The 19,837-nt window shown below is 66.1% G+C and carries 19 protein-coding genes; 6 read left to right on the forward strand and 13 right to left on the reverse strand.

Translation table 11 applies throughout. From position 1 onward, the window contains the following. Positions 1-158 precede the first annotated feature (158 nt). A complete protein-coding gene (locus Tchl_RS13100) occupies positions 159-1,538 on the reverse strand; it encodes a cbb3-type cytochrome c oxidase subunit I (RefSeq protein WP_075148796.1) in 1,380 nt (459 codons plus the stop codon). 32 nt (positions 1,539-1,570) lie between these two features. Then, positions 1,571-1,996 (reverse strand): c-type cytochrome, encoded by a 426-nt coding sequence (locus Tchl_RS13105; RefSeq protein ID WP_075148797.1) that lies wholly within the window; start codon positions 1,994-1,996, stop codon positions 1,571-1,573. Positions 1,997-2,262: 266 nt separating this feature from the next. Between Tchl_RS13105 and Tchl_RS13110 the strand changes: the two genes are divergently transcribed. Then, a complete protein-coding gene (locus Tchl_RS13110; RefSeq protein ID WP_083945235.1) occupies positions 2,263-3,009 on the forward strand; it encodes an N-acetylmuramoyl-L-alanine amidase family protein in 747 nt (248 codons plus the stop codon). A gap of 94 nt (positions 3,010-3,103) precedes the next feature. On the opposite strand, the gene Tchl_RS13115 is transcribed toward Tchl_RS13110, so the two are convergent. From Tchl_RS13115 to Tchl_RS13130, 4 genes are read right to left on the reverse strand one after another with little or no spacing between them, the layout of a single operon-like run. Continuing rightward, positions 3,104-4,111, reverse strand: a complete 1,008-nt coding sequence (locus Tchl_RS13115; RefSeq protein WP_075148798.1) for a quinone-dependent dihydroorotate dehydrogenase — start codon at positions 4,109-4,111, stop codon at positions 3,104-3,106. Between the two features lie 42 nt (positions 4,112-4,153). Then, the gene (locus Tchl_RS13120) at positions 4,154-4,876 is read right to left on the reverse strand and encodes an arginyltransferase (RefSeq protein ID WP_075148799.1); all 723 of its coding nucleotides are present in this window, start codon (positions 4,874-4,876) and stop codon (positions 4,154-4,156) included. 36 nt (positions 4,877-4,912) lie between these two features. Further along, positions 4,913-5,620, reverse strand: coding sequence for a leucyl/phenylalanyl-tRNA--protein transferase (gene aat, locus Tchl_RS13125; RefSeq protein WP_075148800.1), 708 nt, complete (start codon positions 5,618-5,620; stop codon positions 4,913-4,915). Beyond that, positions 5,617-6,741: an ABC transporter ATP-binding protein gene (locus Tchl_RS13130; RefSeq protein WP_075148801.1), complete on the reverse strand. Its 1,125-nt coding sequence runs from the start codon at positions 6,739-6,741 to the stop codon at positions 5,617-5,619. The genes aat and Tchl_RS13130 overlap by 4 nt, the downstream gene beginning before the upstream one ends. A 135-nt stretch (positions 6,742-6,876) precedes the next feature. Here Tchl_RS13130 and Tchl_RS13135 point away from each other — a divergent pair, with 135 nt between their 5' ends. Then, complete coding sequence (locus Tchl_RS13135) at positions 6,877-8,541, forward strand: ABC transporter permease (RefSeq protein WP_075148802.1); 1,665 nt, start codon at positions 6,877-6,879, stop codon at positions 8,539-8,541. A gap of 242 nt (positions 8,542-8,783) precedes the next feature. Here the strand turns inward: Tchl_RS13135 and Tchl_RS13140 are convergent, their stop codons facing one another. Next, on the reverse strand, positions 8,784-9,797 hold the full coding sequence (locus tag Tchl_RS13140; RefSeq protein WP_075148803.1) for a Fe(3+) ABC transporter substrate-binding protein: 1,014 nt from the start codon (positions 9,795-9,797) through the stop codon (positions 8,784-8,786). 131 nt (positions 9,798-9,928) lie between these two features. On the opposite strand from Tchl_RS13140, the gene Tchl_RS13145 reads away from it, so the two are divergent. Beyond that, entirely contained in the window at positions 9,929-10,258 is a 330-nt protein-coding gene (locus Tchl_RS13145; protein WP_075148804.1) for a DUF2325 domain-containing protein, read from the forward strand. 62 nt (positions 10,259-10,320) lie between these two features. On the opposite strand, the gene Tchl_RS13150 is transcribed toward Tchl_RS13145, so the two are convergent. The 6 genes from Tchl_RS13150 to Tchl_RS13175 form a co-directional block, all read right to left on the reverse strand. Continuing rightward, positions 10,321-10,866: a C40 family peptidase gene (locus tag Tchl_RS13150; RefSeq protein WP_075148805.1), complete on the reverse strand. Its 546-nt coding sequence runs from the start codon at positions 10,864-10,866 to the stop codon at positions 10,321-10,323. A 144-nt stretch (positions 10,867-11,010) separates the two neighbouring features. Then, a complete protein-coding gene (locus tag Tchl_RS13155) occupies positions 11,011-11,652 on the reverse strand; it encodes a 3'-5' exonuclease (protein ID WP_075148806.1) in 642 nt (213 codons plus the stop codon). Continuing rightward, a complete protein-coding gene (locus Tchl_RS13160; RefSeq protein WP_075148807.1) occupies positions 11,649-13,547 on the reverse strand; it encodes a DUF294 nucleotidyltransferase-like domain-containing protein in 1,899 nt (632 codons plus the stop codon). Before Tchl_RS13160 ends, Tchl_RS13155 begins: the two co-directional genes overlap by 4 nt. Positions 13,548-13,562: 15 nt before the next feature. Beyond that, positions 13,563-15,026: a PhoH family protein gene (locus Tchl_RS13165; protein WP_075148808.1), complete on the reverse strand. Its 1,464-nt coding sequence runs from the start codon at positions 15,024-15,026 to the stop codon at positions 13,563-13,565. Positions 15,027-15,076: 50 nt separating this feature from the next. Further along, positions 15,077-15,532 (reverse strand): peroxiredoxin, encoded by a 456-nt coding sequence (locus Tchl_RS13170; protein WP_075148809.1) that lies wholly within the window; start codon positions 15,530-15,532, stop codon positions 15,077-15,079. A 213-nt stretch (positions 15,533-15,745) separates the two neighbouring features. Next, positions 15,746-16,135, reverse strand: coding sequence for an Mth938-like domain-containing protein (locus tag Tchl_RS13175; protein ID WP_075148810.1), 390 nt, complete (start codon positions 16,133-16,135; stop codon positions 15,746-15,748). 216 nt (positions 16,136-16,351) lie between these two features. On the opposite strand from Tchl_RS13175, the gene Tchl_RS13180 reads away from it, so the two are divergent. The 3 genes from Tchl_RS13180 (at position 16,352) to Tchl_RS13190 (ending at position 19,814) form a co-directional block, all read left to right on the forward strand. Then, on the forward strand, positions 16,352-17,656 hold the full coding sequence (locus Tchl_RS13180; protein WP_075148811.1) for a pyridoxal phosphate-dependent aminotransferase: 1,305 nt from the start codon (positions 16,352-16,354) through the stop codon (positions 17,654-17,656). A gap of 61 nt (positions 17,657-17,717) precedes the next feature. After that, positions 17,718-19,025 (forward strand): homoserine dehydrogenase, encoded by a 1,308-nt coding sequence (locus tag Tchl_RS13185; RefSeq protein WP_075148812.1) that lies wholly within the window; start codon positions 17,718-17,720, stop codon positions 19,023-19,025. Between the two features lie 126 nt (positions 19,026-19,151). Then, positions 19,152-19,814 (forward strand): MOSC domain-containing protein, encoded by a 663-nt coding sequence (locus Tchl_RS13190; RefSeq protein WP_075148813.1) that lies wholly within the window; start codon positions 19,152-19,154, stop codon positions 19,812-19,814. The last annotated feature ends 23 nt before the right edge of the window (positions 19,815-19,837 follow it).

Genomic DNA, 19,837 nt, shown 5'->3' on the forward strand with positions numbered 1-19,837 from the left:
TCGCCGACGGTGCGCGCAGAGGTGCAGGCAGGAAGGGGACAAAGGAGAACAGGGGGAAGGGCGCACAGGGGGATGAGGAAAAATAAAAAAGGGCGGCTTTCGCCGCCCCAACCCCTTCCCCTGGTTTACCCAGGAGGCGTTACTTTTTCACGGGCGTGTCAGGAGTTCGCGCCCTTGAGCTCACCCTTCACGAAGAAACTGGCGAGATAGACCAGCAGGCCGATGAAGAACACCACGCCGGCCCATTCACGCATCCAGTAGAACAGCATCACCTGGTCCTGGGCGGCCATGAACGACAGCGGAGTGTCGGACACGCGCTGCAGCCATACCTGCAGGATGCCGGCGGCGGTCAGGAACAGGGTGATGAACACCATGGCGATGGTCATCAGCCAGAACGACCACATTTCCAGCACTTGCGCCTTGCCCGGGTTGGCGGCACGACCGCGCAGGATCGGCATCGCGTAGCTGATGATGGTCAGCACCACCATCACGTAGGCGCCGTAGAAGGCCATGTGACCGTGCGCGGCGGTGATCTGCGAGCCGTGGGTGTAGAAGTTCACCGGAGCCAGGGTGTGGAGGAAGCCCCACACGCCCGCGCCGAGGAAGGCCATCACGCCGGTGCCCAGCGCCCACAGCACGGCAGCCTTGTTCGGATGCTCGCGACGGCGGCGGTTCACCATGTTGAAGGCGAACACGGTCATGGCGAAGAAGGGAATCGGCTCCAGCGCGGAGAAGATCGAACCCCACCACTGCCAGTATTCCGGCGTACCGATCCAGAAGTAGTGGTGACCGGTACCGATCAGGCCGGTGACCAGCGCCAGGGTGATGATCACGTACAGCCACTTCTCGATCACTTCGCGGTCCACGCCGGTGACCTTGATCAGCACGAAGGCAAGCAGCGCAGCCATGATCAGTTCCCACACGCCTTCCACCCAAAGGTGCACCACCCACCACCAGTAGAACTTGTCGCGGACGAGGTTGACCGGGTTGTAGAAGGAGAACAGGAAGAAGATCGCCAGACCCCACAGACCCATCAGCAGCACGATGCTGATCACGGTCTTGCGACCCTTCAGCACGGTCATCGTGATGTTGAACAGGAAGGCCAGGGCGACGACGACGATGCCGATCTTGGTCACCAGCGGCTGCTCGAGGAACTCGCGGCCCATGGTAGCGAGGATGTCGTTACCGGTCGCCGAAGCCAGCGTGGCGTAGTCCACCAGCAGGTAGCCGAGGATGGTGGCAGCGCCCGCGACGAGGAAGACCCAGAACAGCGCCAGGGCCAGCTTCGGGCTGAACAGCTCGGTTTCCGTTTCCTCGGGGATGAGGTAGTACGCCGCCCCCATGAAGCCGAACAGCAGCCACACGATCAGCAGGTTGGTGTGGACCATGCGGGCCACGTTGAATGGAATCTCCGGGAACAGGAAGTCGCCGATGATGTACTGCAGGCCCATGATCAGACCGAAGATGATTTGCCCCACGAACAGCCCGATCGCCGCGATGAAGTAGGGCATGGCGACCGCTTGTGATTTGTATTGCATAAATTGATCCCCTTGTGTCTCCAGATTTGCGGTCAGCCTTCGATGTTCGGCGGCCAGTTGGCGGTGTTGATCTCGGAGGTGTATTTGAGGAACGCTACGATCTGGTCGAGCTCTTCATCGGTGAGGTGGAAGTTCGGCATCTGGCGACGGCCCGGGGCGCCGGTGGGCTGGGACATCATCCATGCCTTGATGAACTCCGGTCCGCGGCGCTTGTAGACGTTGCCGAGTTCCGGGGCGAAGTAGGCGCCTTCACCCAGCAGGGTATGGCAGCCCAGACAGTTGCGTGTTTCCCAGATGTGCTTGCCGGCGGCGACTTCGGGGGTGATGTTGTGCCGGTTGTCGCGATTCGGGAGTTCGCGTTCGGTGTCGAAGGTCAGCGCCACCAACAGGAGGAAGAAGAAGACCGTCCCCCCGTAGAAGATGTTTCGCGCCATGGATTTAGTAAAGATACCGCTCATGGAGTACTCCTCATCACTTGTCTCGTTTTTTCCGAAAAGGTGTCAATCTGTTGCCCGGTTTATGAAGGGGTACCGCTACCTACGGCAACGCCGATGGTAGGCGAATTTTCGGTGCCGGGACGGTATGTAACCATGATTTGTATCAAGTGGGTGGAGTGGAAATGGATGACGAGCGAACAATCATGCATATCGGGGGCGGCTTCGAGGATCGCTCCGTGCATATCCTGCATGCAGCCCGGGAAAGCGTTCCGGTGCGGACAGGGCGGATGAAACGCCGCCTGCTGGCCGCGTTCGCGGCCCTCGGCGCGAGCTTCGTGCTTCCCGGAAGGCTGGCCCGGGCGGTGGACGTGGCGGTGGATGTCGGCCATACGCTGGCCGCCCCCGGGGCGATCAGCGCCCGCGGACGGAGCGAATTCGAGTTCAACCGGGAGCTCGCGCAAGCGGTGGTCCGGGCCTTGCAGCAGCGCCGCTTCGACGTCGCCACCATCAATGCCGACGGACTCGTCCCCACCCTGCAGGCGCGGCCCCGGGCCGCAGGGGGGGCGCGTTTTTTTCTCTCCATCCATCATGACTCGGTCAACGCCGGCGAGCTCCAGCCATGGATCTGGGACGGGCGCCGGCTCGACTTCAGCGATGCTTTCGCGGGACATTCGCTGTTCGTGTCGCGCGCCAACCCGGATACCGCGCGCAGCATCCTGTGCGCACGCACGATCGGGGCCCGCCTGCAGCGCCTGGGCTTCGTTCCGACCCACAAGAACGAGCGCCGCCGCGCCTATGCTGACGAAGAGCATGCGGTGCATTACTACGATGAACTCGCGGTGCTGCGCCATGCTTCGATGGCTGCGGTGCTGTTCGAGGCCGGGGTGATCAAGAACCGCGAGGAGGAATTGCGCCTGCGCGATCCGGTGCTGCAGGCGCGTATGGCCGACGGCATCGCCACCGGGATCGCCGCCTGCCTGCGCAACGGCCTGCCCGCCGACGAGGAGGCGGGGGCGGACCGGGGCCCGCGCTGAGGTGGGGGGGCCTTCCCCGCCGCGCCGGGGGGTGCCGGGATTCACCTGGCGTGACCGGCCGGGAGTGGAAGCGTTGAGCGTGACGGCGCCGCTTTCAGGCCGCGGTGGCCCGCACGCACTCGCGCACCAGGGCCGGGCCGCGATAGACCAGGCCGCTGTAGAGCTGGACCAGCACGGCGCCGGCATCGATCTTGGCGCGCGCACCGGCGCCGTCGAGCACGCCGCCGGCGGCGATGATCGGCACCTCGCCGGCGAGCGCGCCGGCGAGCTGGCGGACGACCGCGGTGGAGGCGTCGAACACCGGCGCGCCCGACAGTCCGCCCTGCTCGTTGCCGTGGGGGAGGCCCTGGACCTTGTCGCGCGCGATCGTGGTGTTGGTGGCGATCACCGCGTCGATGCGGTGACGGCGCAGTGCGTCGGCGATGTTCACGATCTGGGCATCGTCGAGGTCGGGGGCGATCTTGAGGGTGAGCGGCACGTAGCGTCCGTGGGTGTCGGCGAGTCGTGCCTGTGCCACTTTCAGGCGGCCGAGGAGGTCGTCGAGCTCGGACTCGCCCTGGAGTTGGCGCAGGTTCTGGGTGTTGGGCGAGGAAATATTGACGGTGACGTAGCTCGCCTGCGCATAGACCTTGTCGAGGCAGGCAAGGTAGTCGTCGGCGGCGCGCTCGATCGGGGTATCGAAATTCTTGCCGATGTTGATGCCGAGAATGCCGCGGTATTTTGCCGTCCTGACATGGGCAAGGAGGGCATCGACGCCGTGGTTGTTGAAGCCCATGCGATTGATGATGGCGTGCGCTTCGGGCAGGCGGAACATGCGCGGGCGCGGGTTGCCCGGTTGCGGACGCGGGGTCACGGTGCCGATTTCGATGAAGCCGAACCCCATCCGTGCGAGGCCGTCGATGGCTTCGCCGTTCTTGTCGAGGCCGGCGGCAAGGCCGATGCGGTTGGGAAAGCGCAGGCCCATCACCTCGACCGCGGAGGCCGTTTCGGGCTTGCCCGGGGGCAGCAGACGGCCGGCCAGGGCGAGGGCGTGCAAGGTCAGTTCGTGGGCGGTTTCCGCATCGAGCGAAAACAGCAGCGGGCGGGCGATGTCGTAGAGCATCGGCGGATTGTAGCGATTCGGCGAAAGGGTTGCGACTGCCGCTCAGCCCGCGGCAAGCGGTCGCCACTCGCCTTCGCGTAGCGCTTCGAGTCCGCCGAAGCGGGCCTTGTAGGCCATTTTCGGGCTCTGCGCGATCCAGTAGCCGAGATAGACGTGAGGCAGGTGCAAGGCGCGGCAGGCCTCGATCTGCCACAGGATGCCGTAGGTGCCGAACGCCGTGCGCGCCAGATCGGGCTCGTAAAAGGTGTAAACGCTGGAAAGACCGTCGGAGAGACGGTCGATCACGCTCACCATGCGCAGGGTGTCGCCTTCGTGGAATACCACCAGACGGGTATCGACGTGGCTTTGCAGCAGGAAGTGCTCGTACTGCTCGCGGCTGTCCAGGTCCATCCCGCCCCCGGCGTGACGGGCGGCCTGGTAGCGCTGGTAGAGCAGGTAGTGCTCCTCCTCGAACCGAAGGGGCATTTCAGTCGCCTCCAGCCCGGCATGCCGGTTCCAGGCACGGCGCTGGCTGCGGTCGGGATGAAAGTGCTGCACCGGAATGCGCACCGGGACGCAGGCCTGGCAGTGGTCGCAATGCGGGCGATAGGTAAACACGCCGCTGCGCCGAAACCCCCGGCGCACGAGTTCGCTATACACCTGTGGGTCGATCAGGTGCCCGGGCGTGGCAACCTGCGAGCGCGCGCTGCGCTCGGGCAGGTAGGAACAGGCATACGGGGCCGTGGCGTAGAACTGGATCAGCGCATAGGGATAGTCCTGTCGCATGATGTGGGCCTGCGGGCAGTTCCGGTTTCGTTTCGTTCAGGGCCAGGCGAATCCGGCCGCCGCATCTGCCGGCCAGCGGCACGGAGGCGGGCCGAGCGGCGTCCAGTGCGCCAGCGCGCGGCAGAAGTCGGCCCGCGATATTTCCTCGGCGCCCATCGACAGCAGGTGCGAAGTCGTCATCTGACAATCGATCATGCCATATCCGCGCTCCGCGAGCAGGCGGGCGAGATGGGCGAGGGCGACCTTGGAGGCATCCGTTTCGCGGCAGAACATCGATTCGCCGAAGAACACCTTGCCCAGCGCCATGCCATAGAGCCCGCCGACGAGCCTGCCGTCGCGCCAGCATTCGACACTGTGGGCATGGCCTAGTTCGTGCATCCGCTGGTAGGCGGAGCGCATTTCGGGCGTGATCCAGGTCCCCAGCCCGGGGCCGCGCGGTGCGGCACAGGCTTGCATCACGGCGGCAAAAGCGGTGTCGAGGCGGACTTCGAAGGGCTGCCGGCGCAGTGTCCGGCGCAGCGTCCGGCTGATGTGGAGGCGTTCGGGGAGCAGGACCAGGCGTGGGTCCGGGCTCCACCACAGGATCGGCTCTCCGGGACTGAACCAGGGGAAGATGCCGTTGCGGTAGGCGAGGAGGAGCCATTCGGGGGCCAGCGAACCGCCCGCTGCGAGCAGGCCGTTCGGCTCGGCAAGTGCCTGTTCCAGCGGTGGAAAGGCCGGCTTGTCGCCGAGCCAGGGAATCATGTCCGGTCCGGTTGCAGTCGGCGCGCCTCGGGGTGGGCGGCGAGATCGAGTCCGGTGAGCTCATCCTGGAATGTCACCACGTGATCGACATCGAGGCGGATGCCGATGCGTTCGCCAATGGTGTGGTTGTGATGGCTGGGAACCAGCGACAGCACCTTGGCACCGCTGCTCAGGCGCAGCGTGTACAGGATGTCCGCGCCGCGAAAGGCTTTATGCACGATTTCGGCACGCAGCGGGCTGAGGTCGTCGTGGACGATGTCGTCCGGGCGCAGCAGCACATCGACGTCGCTGCCGTGGGTGCAGCCTCCACAGTCTTCGCCGCACACCAGCGGTGCGGTGCTGTTGAGCACGCCGAGCTCGACGCGCACTTCGCGGTCGTTGAGCACACGGCCGCGCAGGAAGCTGCCCTGGCCGATGAAGTCAGCGACGAAGCGGTTGGCCGGGCGGTGGTAGAGGTTGTACGGGGTATCCCACTGCTGGATGCGGCCCTCGTGCATGATGCCGATCTCGTCGGCGACGGCGAACGCTTCGTGCTGGTCGTGGGTGACGAGGATGGCGGTGGTCCGGGTTGCCTTGATGATGTCGCGGACTTCGTAAGACAGGCGTTCACGCAGCTCGACGTCGAGGTTGGAAAAAGGCTCGTCGAGCAGCAGCAGGCTCGGGCGCGGCGCCAGCGCGCGGGCCAGGGCGACGCGCTGCTGCTGTCCTCCGGACATCTCGTGGGGGTATTTGCCGCCCTGGCCGCCCAGCCCGACGAGGCCGAGAAGTTCATCGACGCGCGTCCGGCGGGCGGCGGCGCTTTCCCCGCGCAGGCCGAAGGCGATGTTTTCCGCCACCGAGAGGTGGGGGAACAGGGCGTAGTCCTGGAACACCATGCCGATGCGGCGGCGCTCCGGCGGCTGGGTGTAGGCGACGCTGCTGACGATGCTGCCGTCGAGGCTGATTTCGCCGGCGCGCAGGCGCTCGAAGCCGGCGATGCAGCGCAGCACCGTGGTCTTGCCGCAACCCGAGGGGCCGAGCAGGCAGCCGATGCGGCCGCGGTCGAGCTGCAGCGAGAGCTGGCGGACCACGAGGTGATCGCCGAAGGCGAGATCGATGTCGTTGAGCTGGAGATGTGACATGGGCGGGCTTGCGGCGCAGTGGATTCGTGTCGCCCGGGATTATTGCATCGAGGCGATTCAAATGCGATCAATTATAATTTGCCATCGAAAGGCGGGCGCCTGCCATCCGGCGCGCTCCACGACAACGGAAACGGAATGAATGCAAAGGGGGGGCAGGCCCGAGTGCGCCTGCAGGGGTCGACGCTGACATCGACGGCCGTGGTGATCGCAGCCCTGATCGCCGCACCGGTATTGTCGGTCTTTTCCAACGTCTTCATCGGTGGCACCAGCGCCACCTGGTCGCACCTGGCGGACACGGTACTGGGCGAGTTCCTGTTCAATACCGTGGTGCTGTGCATCGGCGTCGGCCTGGGCGTGGCCTCGATCGGAATCACCACCGCCTGGCTGACGACGATGCTCGATTTTCCCGGGCGGCGCTTTTTCGAATGGGCGCTGGTGTTGCCGCTGGCGGTACCGGCCTACGTGATGGCCTACGTCTATACCGACTTCCTGCAGTACGTCGGGCCGGTGCAGACGTGGCTGCGCGATACCTTCGAGTGGGGACGTGGAGATTACTGGTTTCCGGACGTGCGCACGGTGGGCGGGGCGGTGGCGATGTTCATGTTCGTCCTGTACCCCTACGTATACATGATCGCGCGCGCGGCTTTCCTCGAGCGCGCCGGTGGCATGCTCGAAGCCGGACGCTCGCTCGGGCTCGGCCCCTGGAGGTCGTTCTTCCGCGTCTCGCTGCCGCTGGCGCGGCCCGCCGTGGTTGCCGGCACGGCGCTGGCCCTGATGGAAACCCTGGCCGATTTCGGCACCGTGTCCTATTTCGGGGTGCAGACCTTCACCACCGGGATCTACCGTGCCTGGTTCTCGCTCGGCGACCGTATCGCCGCCGCCCAGCTGTCGGCCGCACTGCTCGCTTTCGTCGTCGTCGTGCTGACGCTCGAACGCATCAGCCGGGGGCGCGCACGCTTCAACAACACCTCGCGCCAGCACAGCCTTCCCGTGCGCCAGCGCCTGCCTTCGGCGCTCGGCCTGCTCGCCGCGTTTGCCTGCTTCATGCCCTTGCTGCTCGGCTTCCTGCTGCCCGGCGCGCTCCTGCTGGAGATGGCGTTTCTCGACGGCGATGCCCAGTTCGGTCCGCGCTTCGTGCACCTGGCGCGCAACAGCTTCGTCCTTGCCGCGCTGACGGCCCTGATCGCGGTGCTGCTTGCGATCGTCCTCGGCTATGCCGCGCGCCTGGCGCGCTCGCGCCTGCCGCAGGCGCTGAACCGGGTGGTCGGGCTGGGCTATGCGGTGCCCGGCTCGGTGATCGCGGTCGGGGTGCTGATTCCGCTGACGCGCCTGGACAACTGGCTTGCCCAGTCCTGGGAGGCGCTGTTCGGCACCAACCCGGGGCTGCTGCTGACCGGCGGCATCGCTGCCCTGTTGTACGCCTACCTGGCGCGCTTTCTCGCCGTGGCACTGCAGACCGTCGAATCCAGCCTGGGCAAGATCACGCCGAGCATGGACGATGCGTCGCGCAGCCTGGGGTTCGGCCGCTGGGCGACGCTGCGCCGGGTGCATGTGCCGATGCTGCGCGGGAGCCTGCTCACCGCCGGCCTGCTGGTGTTCGTCGATGTGATGAAGGAGTTGCCGGCGACGCTGGTGATCCGGCCGTTCAACTTCGACACCCTGGCCACCCAGGCCCACACCCTGGCTTCGGACGAGCGCCTGGCCGAAGCGTCCACCGCGGCGCTGATCATCGTCGCGGTCGGCCTGCTGCCGATGATCCTGATCTCGCGTCAGATCCTCGCCGTCCGGCGCAGGGCCTGAAGCCGCCTGGGGACGGCTTCCCCGGGGGAAGCCGTGTCCGCGCCGAAGCCGGGCCGGGGAGGGCGGCTTCGCGCCGCACTGCCGGTACCGTGCGCCGCCACTGGGTAGACGGGCGGCGCTGGATAAACGGACGGCGTTTCAATCCCGGCGTGTTCACGGAAACGGCCCCCGCATCCGGAAGACGCGGGGGCCGCTGCGCTCGTCGCCCCGCCGCTGCGGGCAGGGCCGATCAGACGCGATGCTCAGCGGTAGCCGGCGCGGTCGTAGACACGCTGGGCTTCGGCCACGGTCGCGGCGAGTTCGCCGATCGGCAGCGTGTCGGCCTTGAATTCACCGAGCTTGTTCAGCGCCGCATTGTCCACCTTGATGCCGGGCACCACCGGCCATTCGTTGTTGCCGTTGGCGAAATAGGTTTGCGCTTCGTCCGAGGCCAGGTACTCGAGGAACTTGACCGCAGCCTCCTTGTTCGGGGCGTGCTTGAGCATGCCGGCGCCGGAAATGTTGATGTGGGTGCCCCAGGTGGCCTGGTTCGGCCACACCGCCTTCACTTTGGCGATCACGGCCTGGTCTTCGGGTTTGTTCGAATTCATCAGGCGGGCAAAATAATAGCTGTTGGCGATCGCCACACCGCATTCCCCGGCCGCAACGGCGCGGATCTGGTCGGTGTCGCCGCCCTTGGGCGCGCGCGCGAAGTTGGCCACTACGCCGCTCGCCCATTTTTCGGTCGCCTCGGCACCGTTGTGCTTGATCATCGCCGCGCCCAGCGACAGGTTGTAGGGGTGGCTGCCGGAGCGGGTGCAGACCTGGCCTTTCAGCGCCGGCTCGGCGAGCTGCTCGTAAGTCTGGACCTGCTCGGCCTTCACCATCTCCGGGTTGAACACGATGATGCGGGCGCGGGTGGAGTAGGAGAACCAGTTGTCGGCACGCAGATGGGCGGGGATGCGGGCTTCCAGCGTGGCCGACTTCACCGCCTGGAAAATGCCGAGTTCATCGGCCTTGGCCAGGCGCGAAGCGTCGACGGTGATGAAGATGTCGGCCGGGCTGTTGGCGCCTTCGGTGCGTACGCGCTCGAGCAGTTCGTCTTCCTTGGCTTCGATGCGATTGATCTTGATGCCGGTCTGCTTGGTGAAGTTGCCGTAGAGCTGCTCGTCCGTCTGGTAATGGCGGGCGGAATAGATGTTGAGCTCGGCAGCGGTGGCGACGCTGGTCAATCCGATGGCGGACAGCAGGGAAGCGAGGACAGCTTTCTTGATCATGGTTGGTAGCCTTTGGCGAGTGATGGCGGGGTGATTTCTGGGCGTTGATATTAACGATAAAGATTTGCAGTTGCAAATAGTTCGCATTCGGTGCAGGATTAATGGGAACTGTTCTCAAATAAGAGGTTTGCATGAATGCACTGCTCGTTGGGGCCGACCGGCTCGGCAACATTCCCGATGTGCTCCGCACCTTCGGCATCCGGATCGCTGCGCATGTGAGCGGGCGCGATACCACCCACCAGCGGCGGAGCGCGCCGCTGCCGGCAGGCATCGGCGTGGTGATCCTGTTTACCGACTTCATCGGCCATAACGTCATGCAGCGCTTCCGCGACGCGGCCAGTCGCGAGGGGGTCATGGTGGTGTGCTGCCGGCGCTCGACCTGCGCGCTGCAGCAGGCGTTGGGAAAGCGTCTGGGCGAGGCATGTGCGGACTGCGCGGCCCCCTGCCGTCGCCGTCAGTGAACGCGGCGCCGGCAGGAGCAGGAAGGATGTGAGAGTGGTGCCGGAGCGCGCCGCGGGCGCGCTCAGTGGGTGCCGAGCAGGGCCCCGGATGCGCTCAAGCTGTGGTCATCCCCGAGCAGGCGGCGGGCGCCGTTGAAGCGCTGCGACCAGTAGCGCGAGGCGATGCTTTCCACCCGGACTTCGCCGCCGGAAGACGGCGCATGGACGAAGCGGCCGTCGCCCAGGTAAATGCCGACGTGCGAAAAGGCACGGCGCATCGTGTTGAAGAACACGAGATCACCGGGCTTGAGTTCCTGGCGGCCGATGCGGTCGCCCAGCGTGGCCATTTCGCGCGCCGTGCGTGGCAGGTCGAGGCCGACCGCGTTGCGGAACGCGTTCAGCACCAGGCCGCTGCAGTCGAGCCCGGTCGAGGGTGAGGTGCCGCCGAAGCGGTAGCGGATCCCGAGGTAGGACAGTGCTTCATCGACAAGCTGCTCGGCGGCGGTGGCGTATTCATCCAGAGCCGAAACTGCGATCGCCGTATCCTGGTTCGCCGGGCCGGCCTGGGTCGCGTGGGCGACGGGGGACAGCAAAAGGGCGAGGGCGAGGAGGAGGGGCCGGGAAAGCATTCGGCGCAATATACGCAAGCGTTTCAAGGATGTAAATGGAAAAAGCGACTTCGAAGCGGGTTCCCTGAATGGACCTTCAGTGTCGGAGCGCGGGAACGCCGGCCCCTCGCCGGTGCGGGGTGTGCCGCAGCGGCGCTGCTGCGCTCAGAGACTCCACTTCTGCCGGGATGCCCGCTCGATGTCCGCAAGCGCCCGCGGGGTCGCTGCGCCGAGCGTCAGCGCGCGCGCCTGGGCGGCGAGGAGGAGCTGGGCGATCGCCCAGGCGTCGCCCAGGGCATGGTGGCGCTGGAAGGTTTCGATGCCGAAGCTGCTCATCCAGTCGGCGAGGCGGGCCGGGCGCGCGAAGCGGTCCTGGAACAGGGCGGGCAGGATGAAGTAGAGATCGATCCACGGCAGCTCGGGAGTGATCCCGAGGTGGGCCTGGAGGGCGCGCTCGAGCATGCTGCGGTTGAAGCCCGCATTGAATGCGATCAGCGGCGAGTTGGCGAACAGGCTGAACAGGCCTGCGAGGGCATCGGCCGGCGCGGGCTGGAGCGGTGCATAGTAGGCGTCCTGGGGATGAATCAGCCCGCCATCGACCGCCAGGCCACCAACCGCCAGCAGGCGGTCGGAATCCAGGTCGAGCCCGGTGGCCTCGGTGTTGACGACCGCATAGCGGGTCTCGAAATGCGGGCGGTCGAGTTCGGGCGGGGGCAGCTGCCGCCATTGCCTGAGCCGGGACTGTGCTTCCGCGCTCAGCGGCGGCTGGTTGCCGCGCGCGGCAATGAGGCGCGACAGCCAGCTCATAGCTGATAGTCCAGCTTGAGCCGCAATTGCAGCTTGCGCGCCTGACGGAACGCTTCCTTCAGGATGCGGCGGTCGAGTTCGTTGAGGGTGTCGGGGTCGATGCGGTTGTCGCCCGGTGCGTCGTGCTCGGTTTCCAGGTGCTGGGCGCGCAGGCGCAGCAGCTGGATGAAGTGGAAACCGTCGATGATCGCGGCCACCTCCTCGGCGCTGACGCCCATCTTCACGCTGGCTTGGCGCAGGCGCTGCACCGTGCTGCTGGAGTCGACCCCGGTGCGTAGCGCGAGGATGCGCGCGACATCGACGAACAGGCGCGCGCCGGATTTCTTGAGGTCGATGCAGCCGTCGTCCTCGAGGACGAAATCGCGGATCCGCCCCAGCGGTGGCATTACCTGCAAGGCGTTGACCGCCATCATCCGCAGGAAGGCGGAATTGCCCTTGACCGTCTTGTTGAGCCAGCTGCGCAGCTGGTCGCCGAGCTGCTCGTTGCCGTACAGGACACGGAAATCGAAGAAGATCGAAGCGTTGAGCAGGGCCTGGGGGTCGGGCTCGCGAATCCAGGCGCCGAAGCGCGATTTCCATTCTGCGGGGGTCAGGCACAGCTCGGGGTTGCTGGCCATGATGTTGCCTTTGCACAGGGGAAAGCCACAGGCGGCCAGATTGTGGTTGACCGTCTTCGCGAACTCGATCAGGCGCCGCCGGATCGGCTCGCCGTCCTGGCGCTCGGGGCTGCGCCAGATAATGCCGTTGTCCTGGTCGGTGGACAGCGTCTGCTCGTGCCGGCCTTCCGAGCCGAACGCGATCCAGCCGAAGTCGATGCCGACCAGATCGTGTTCTTCGAGGGCGAGGCCGATGATGCGCCGGGTCAGGGCGTCGTTGAGTGCGGAGATGAACTGGGTGAGCTGTTCGGCGCCGATGCCCTGGGCGATCAGGTTGAGCGCGAGCTGGCGGATGTCCCGGCTCGCGCGCTGCAGCGCCGCGATGTCGGCGGCGTTTTCGATGCCGGCGCGGATCTGGCGCAGGCTGATGCGCTGCAGGGCGAACAGATCGCGCTCGGACACCACGCCCTTGAGCCGGTTTTCGGTGTCCACGACCAGCAGGTGGCGCACGCCGTGGGTCGCCATCTCGAGTGCCGCATCGTAGGCCGACGCGGTGGCGGCGAGCTGGTGGGGGTTGGCGGTCATCAGTTCGCCGATCGGGCGCGAGAGGTCGAACCCGGCCAGGATCACCCGCGGCAGCAGGTCGCTCTGGGTCAGGACGCCGACCGGATGGCGCTCGTCGTCGACGACGACCATGCATCCGAGGCGCTGCAGGTCCATCTGCTCGAGCGCGCTGCGGGTCGACGTCTCCGGGGTGACGAACACCGGCGCCTTCTTGACCAACTGGCCGAGCGGAGTGGTCATGGTCTGCTGTTCGGCCGCACGCTGGGCGAAGGTGGTCTGCAGCTGCTGACGGGACTGGGTCAGCAGGCTGGCGATGTACTGGGTGCAGAACAGGTGGAACACCGGGCTCATCTGCATCAGCTGGAGGAACTCGTCGGCACTGATCTGGTAGCAGAAGCTGTCTTCGGCCGCGGTGTAGGCGTTGGTCGAGGGCCGACGTGCCGAGATCGCGCCGATCGGAAAGCATTCGCCCGGCCCCAGCGACAGGCTGGCATATTCGGTAACGACGGCGGCACCAGTCTGGCGCGCCTGCACCTTGCCCCGCTGCACGATGTAGAAATGCCTCGGAACGCCCATTTCGGGCGTCAGGATGTCGGCGCCGCGCGGGTGGAAGGCGAGCACCGCATGCTCGGCGAGAAAGGCGAGCGCTTCGGCCTCCATGCGATTGAACGGAGAGAAGTTGCGCAGGAAATCCGTGCTGGCGCCCACCAGCAGATCGGTAGCAAGAGAGCTCATTGGCAGAGGCCGTCTTCAGAGTACTTCGGCGGCATGGTCGGCGAGGCGTGAGCGCTCGCCGCGCTGCAAGGTGATATGGCCGGAATGGGCCCAGCCCTTGAAGCGGTCGACGACGAAGGTCAGGCCGGACGAACCTTCGGTCAGATAAGGGGTGTCGATCTGGGCGATGTTGCCCATGCACACCACCTTGGTGCCGGGGCCGGCGCGGGTGATGAGGGTTTTCATCTGTTTCGGCGTGAGGTTCTGCGCTTCGTCGATGATCAGGAACTTGTTCAGGAAGGTGCGCCCACGCATGAAGTTCAGGCTCTTGATCTTGATCCGGCTGCGGATCAGGTCGCGCGTGGCCGCCCGCCCCCAGTCGCCGCCTTCGCCGGTGGTGCCGTTGAGCACGTCGAGGTTGTCTTCGAGCGCGCCCATCCACGGCGCCATCTTCTCTTCTTCGGTGCCGGGCAGGAAGCCGATGTCCTCGCCTACCGGGACGGTGACGCGGGTCATGATGACTTCGCTGTAGCGCTTCGATTCCAGGGTCTGGGTCAGGCCCGCGGCAAGCGTCAGCAGGGTCTTGCCGGTGCCGGCCTGGCCGAGCAGGGTGACGAAGTCGATCTCCGGGTTCATCAGCAGGTTCAGCGCGCAGTTCTGCTCGCGGTTGCGTGCGGTGATTCCCCAGATGTTGTTCTTGCTGTGGCTGTAATCGACCAGGGTCTCCAGCACCACGCTGCGCCCGTCCTTTTCCTTCACCCAGGCCTGCAGCGGGTTGTCGCCGTCCTGGAAAACGAACTCGTTGACCAGCAGGTCGGGGGTGAGCGGGCCGCTGAGCCGGTAATAGGTGTGGCCTTCCTCCTTCCACGACTCCATGCCGCGGCCGTGGGTATCCCAGAAGTCGGCCGGCAGCTCGAGGGTGCCCGAGTACAGCAGGTCGCTGTCCTCGAGCACCTTGTCGTTGAAGTAATCCTGCGCGGCAAGGCCGAGGGCACGGGCCTTGATGCGCATGTTGATGTCCTTGGAGACGAGGATCACCTCGCGCCCGGGGAACTTGTCGACCAGATGCATCACCACGGCGAGGATCTGGTTGTCGCCGCGCGCAGTGGGCAGGGCCGCGGGCAGGCGCACGTCGATCGCTTCGGTCTGCAGGTGCAGGCGGCCGCTGGCCTGGCCGTGGGAGAGGGTTCCGAGCGCGATCCCATTCTCGATGCCGTCGACGGCCGAACTGACGATCTCGTCGAGCATGCGGCTGGCCTGGCGGGTATTGCGCGCGACTTCGCTGGTGCCCTTCTTGTTGTTGTCCAGTTCCTCCAGCGTCATGATCGGCACGTAGAGGTCGTGCTCCTCGAAGCGGAACAGGCTGGTGGGGTCGTGCATCAGCACGTTGGTGTCGAGGACGAAGAGCTTGCAGGGGGGATGCTTCCCGTGCGTGCCGCGTTTCGCTGTCGAAGCGCTGGCGGAAGTCGGGGCGGAGGCGGTCTTGCGGGTCGCGGGCATGTCGGAGCGGTCCGGTGAGGCAGCCGGGGCTGCGGAAACAGGGAATGCGGTTACAGCGCCTGCGCGGCGGCGAGCACTTCCTCGGCATGGCCGGGCACTTTCACCCCGCGCCACGCGCGGGCGATGTTGCCTTCGGCGTCGATCAGGAAGGTGCTGCGTTCGATGCCGCGCGATTGCTTGCCGTACATGTTCTTCAGCTTCATCACGCCGAAGGCTTCGCAGGCCGTCTCTTCAGGGTCGGAGATCAGCTCGAAAGGCAGCTCGAGCTTGGCCTTGAAACTTTCGTGGCTTTTCAGGCTGTCGCGGCTGACGCCGAACACCGTGCAGCCTGCCGCGCTGAAGGTGGCGTGGAGGCTGCCGAAATCACGTGTTTCGTTGGTACAGCCCGGGGTGTTGTCCTTGGGATAGAAGTAGATCACCAGCTTGCGTCCGCGCAGTGCGGACAGGGTGACGGTGTTGCCGCCGGTGGCGGGAAGACTGAAGTCGGGGGCGGGAGTTGTGCTCAAGTCCGGTCTCTCCTGCGAAGTTATCCTGCGTGGCCTCGGCCGCCGGATTGCCATGCGGGTCGATTTACCCGCAGTGGCAAGAGCGAGGGGCGAGGGCGAACTCGGTCCGTGGCCAGAGTAGCCGAAGCGCATGCGCGCTGACAATGCCCGGCGCCGCGCCGCCGCGGCGGTGCGTGCGCGGAGGCGGGCTGTGGGGGTGGCTGCGGGGGTGCGTCACGCGGCCCGCTCGTGGAGCAGCGCCAAGGCGACGGCGCGGCCTTCGCCGACCAGGATGTTGTAGGTCCGGCAGGCCGCGGCGAAATCCATGAACTCGAAGCCGATGCGCGCCTCGACCAGCGGGCGCAGCAGCTGCGGCTGAGGGAAGCGCTGGCGGCGGCCGGTGCCGACGATCAGGATCTGCGCCCCGAGCCCGGCGGCCGTGGCCAGGTCGGCTTCGGTGAGGCCGGTCAGGTCGCCGCCGGCCGCCGGCGCCCAGTCCGTGACAATGCGGCTGGCGGTGAGCAGGAGGTTGCCCTCGTGGCGTTGCTTGTCGATCATCACGTGGTCGTCGCCGTAACCGGTGACGACGTGGGTGTTGGCGGGGTTGTCGAGGTAGAGCTTCATGGCGCGGATCCGGTCGGTCGGGGAAAGGCCCGGCGGAAAAGTAGGGCGGGAGGGGGAAGAAGGCGAAGGGGGCGAAGGGGGCAATTCAAGGCGGAAGAGGGGGTAATCCAAGGCGAAATTGCCGCAGTGCGGCAGCGGGGCTAAGATAACAATCTTTTGCGGCCGGGGGAAAACCCGGGCGCTCCTTCATTTTTCCATCACTCAGGAAAGACGGCCATGAAAGCGGTGAAGACACTCGAACTCGCAACGGTATCGCCGGAACCGGAGATCATCGCCGAGGCGGGCGCCGCCGCGAATCGTCCGATCCGCAAGTCGGCCAAGCTCGCCGAGGTCTGCTACGACATCCGCGGCCCGGTGCTGACCCGCGCCAAGCAGATGGAGGACGAAGGGCACAAGATCATCAAGCTCAACATCGGCAACCTCGCCGCGTTCGGCTTCGATTCTCCCGAAGAGATCCAGATGGACATGATCCGCAACCTGCCCAACGCGGCGGGTTACTCGGATTCGAAAGGAATCTTCGCCGCGCGCAAGGCGGTGATGCACTACACCCAGGAAAAGGGCATCAAGGGCGTCGATATCGAGGACATCTACATCGGCAACGGCGTCTCCGAGCTGATCGTGATGGCGATGAACGCGCTCCTCGACGCCGGCGACGAAGTGCTCGTGCCGGCGCCCGACTACCCGCTGTGGACCGCGGCGGTGAGCCTCTCCGGGGGCAAGCCGGTGCATTACCTGTGCGACGAAACCCGCGACTGGATGCCCGATCTGGCCGACATGCGCGCCCGGATCACGCCCAATACCCGCGCCATCGTCATCATCAACCCGAACAATCCGACCGGGGCGGTGTATCCGGATGCGGTGCTCAAGGAGATCGTCGCCCTCGCGCGCGAGCACGACCTCATCCTGTACGCCGACGAGGTCTACGACAAGGTGCTGTACGACGGCGTCGAGCACACTTCGCTGGGGGCGCTGTCGGGCGATGTGCTGACCATCATCTTCAACGGCTTGTCGAAAAATTACCGCTCCTGTGGTTACCGCGCCGGCTGGATGGTGGTGTGCGGCGACAAGCGTCGCGCCCACGACTACATCGAAGGCCTCAACATGCTCGCTTCGATGCGCCTGTGCGCCAACGTGCCCGGCCAGTACGCGATCCAGACCGCGCTCGGGGGCTACCAGAGCATCGACGACCTGGTCGCCGAAGGCGGGCGCATGCGCCGCCAGCGCGATCTCGCGTGGGAGCTGATCACCCGGATCCCGGGGGTCAGCTGCGTCAAGCCCAAGGCCACGCTGTACATGTTCCCGCGCCTAGACCCCAAGGTCTATCCGATCGAGGACGACCAGGCCTTCATCGCCGAACTGCTCGAGGAGCAGCGCGTGCTGCTGGTGCAGGGCTCGGGCTTCAACTGGCCGCATCCCGACCACTTCCGGCTGGTCTTCCTGCCGCACGAGGACGACCTGCGCGACGCCATCGAGCGCGTGGCGCGCTTTCTCGAACACTACCGCAAGCGCCACGGCACCTGAGGTCCAGGCCCGAAGCTTGCAGTTCCACTCCACTCCTTACTGAAACCACGGAATTCACTGCATGAAACCGATCAATGTTGGCCTGCTGGGCATCGGTACCGTCGGCGGCGGCACCTTCACCGTTCTCAAACGCAACGCCGAGGAAATCACCCGCCGCGCCGGGCGTCCGATCCGCATCACCACGGTGGCCGACAAGAACCTCGAGCTTGCGCGCCGGGTCACCGGCGGTGAGGTGAAACTCTCCGACGATGCTTTCGCGGTGGTCGCCGACCCCGAGATCGACATCGTCGTCGAGCTGATCGGCGGTTACGGTGTGGCCCGCGAGCTGGTGATGAAGGCGATCGAAAACGGCAAGCACGTGGTCACCGCCAACAAGGCGCTGCTCGCGGTGCATGGCAACGAGATCTTCGCCGCGGCGCAGAAGAAGGGCGTGATGGTGGCCTTCGAGGCCGCGGTCGCCGGTGGCATCCCGATCATCAAGGCGCTGCGCGAAGGTCTCACCGCCAACCGCATCGAATGGCTGGCCGGGATCATCAACGGCACCACCAACTTCATCCTCTCCGAAATGCGCGACAAGGGCCTGCCCTTCGCCGAGGTGCTGAAGGAGGCGCAGGCGCTGGGGTATGCCGAAGCCGACCCGACCTTCGACATCGAGGGCGTCGATGCCGCGCACAAGGCGACGATCATGAGCGCGATCGCCTTTGGCATCCCGATGCAGTTCGACAAGGCCTACATCGAGGGCATCAGCAAGCTCGATGCGGTCGACATCGCCTACGCCGAACAGCTCGGCTACCGCATCAAGCTGCTGGGCATCGCGCGCCGGCGCGACGAAGGCATCGAGCTGCGCGTGCACCCGACGCTGATCCCGGCCAAGCGCCTGATCGCCAACGTCGAAGGGGCGATGAACGCGGTGCTGGTGCAGGCCGACGCGGTCGGCGCGACGCTGTACTATGGCAAGGGCGCCGGCGCCGAGCCGACCGCCTCGGCGGTGATCGCCGACCTCGTCGACGTCACCCGCCTGCACACCGCCGATCCCGAGCACCGCGTGCCGCATCTGGCGTTCCAGCCCGACCAGGTGCAGGACATCCCGGTGCTGCCGATCGAAGATGTGGTCACCTCCTACTACTTGCGCATGCACGTCGAAGACAAGCCCGGCGTGCTTGCCGACATCACCCGCATCCTCGCCGACAGCGGCATCTCGATCGAGGCCCTGATCCAGAAGGAAGCCGCCGAGGGCGAGTCGCACACCGACATCATCCTGCTCACCCACCAGACCGTGGAAGGCAAGGCCAATGCGGCGATTGTCCGGATCGAGGCGCTGCCGGTGGTGCAGGGCAGGGTCACCCGCCTGCGCATGGAAAGCCTTTGAGCGTGCATCGCTGAGCGGGACGATACCGCTGCAACCGGAGCCGCGCCCGAGGGCGCGGTCTTTCGATCTCCGGCGCGTCGCCAGGGCGGCCGCGCCGCAGGCCGGACTTTGAACGGAAACCGTGCGATGAGCACTACGATCGACCAGCTTTTCATCGGCCGCGTCCAGCCCATACTGCCCGAGGGAGGACCGACCGGGATCTACAAGGCGGCGGTTGCCGGCCGGGTGATGCTGACCCCCACCGGACTGCAGGGGGACGAGCAGGGCGACCTGCGCCATCACGGCGGGCCGCACAAGGCGCTGCATCACTACCCGGTGGAGCATTACGCCCTGCTTGTTCAGGAATGGCCGCACTGCGCAGGGCTCGCCGGCGCCGGCGTGCTGGGCGAGAACATCAGCACCCGCGGGCTCACCGAGCACGAAGTGTGCATCGGCGACATCTACCGTATCGGCGAGGCGCGGGTGCAAGTCAGCCAGCCGCGCTCGCCGTGCTGGAAGATCGACCACCGGCTGAACGCCGACAAGGCCTCGCGCTTTGTCGAGGCGGCCGGCATTACCGGCTGGTATTACCGCGTGCTCACGCCTGGCACGATCGCAGCCGGCGACCGGATCGAGCTCGAAGAGCGCCCGAACCCCTGGCTGAGCCTGGCGCATTACTGGGACAGCATCACCGCGCACCGCCCCGATCCAGCCCTTTTCCGCCGCATCGCCGAGGCTCCCGGGCTGGCTCCGGACAAGGCCGAGCGCTGCCGCGAGCGCGCGGCGTGGCTGGAAAAGAACGGAGCCTGAGCGGGCCGCGCTCGTTCAGGAAG

Origin of the sequence: Thauera chlorobenzoica (assembly GCF_001922305.1) — a bacterium.
GTDB lineage: Bacteria > Pseudomonadota > Gammaproteobacteria > Burkholderiales > Rhodocyclaceae > Thauera > Thauera chlorobenzoica.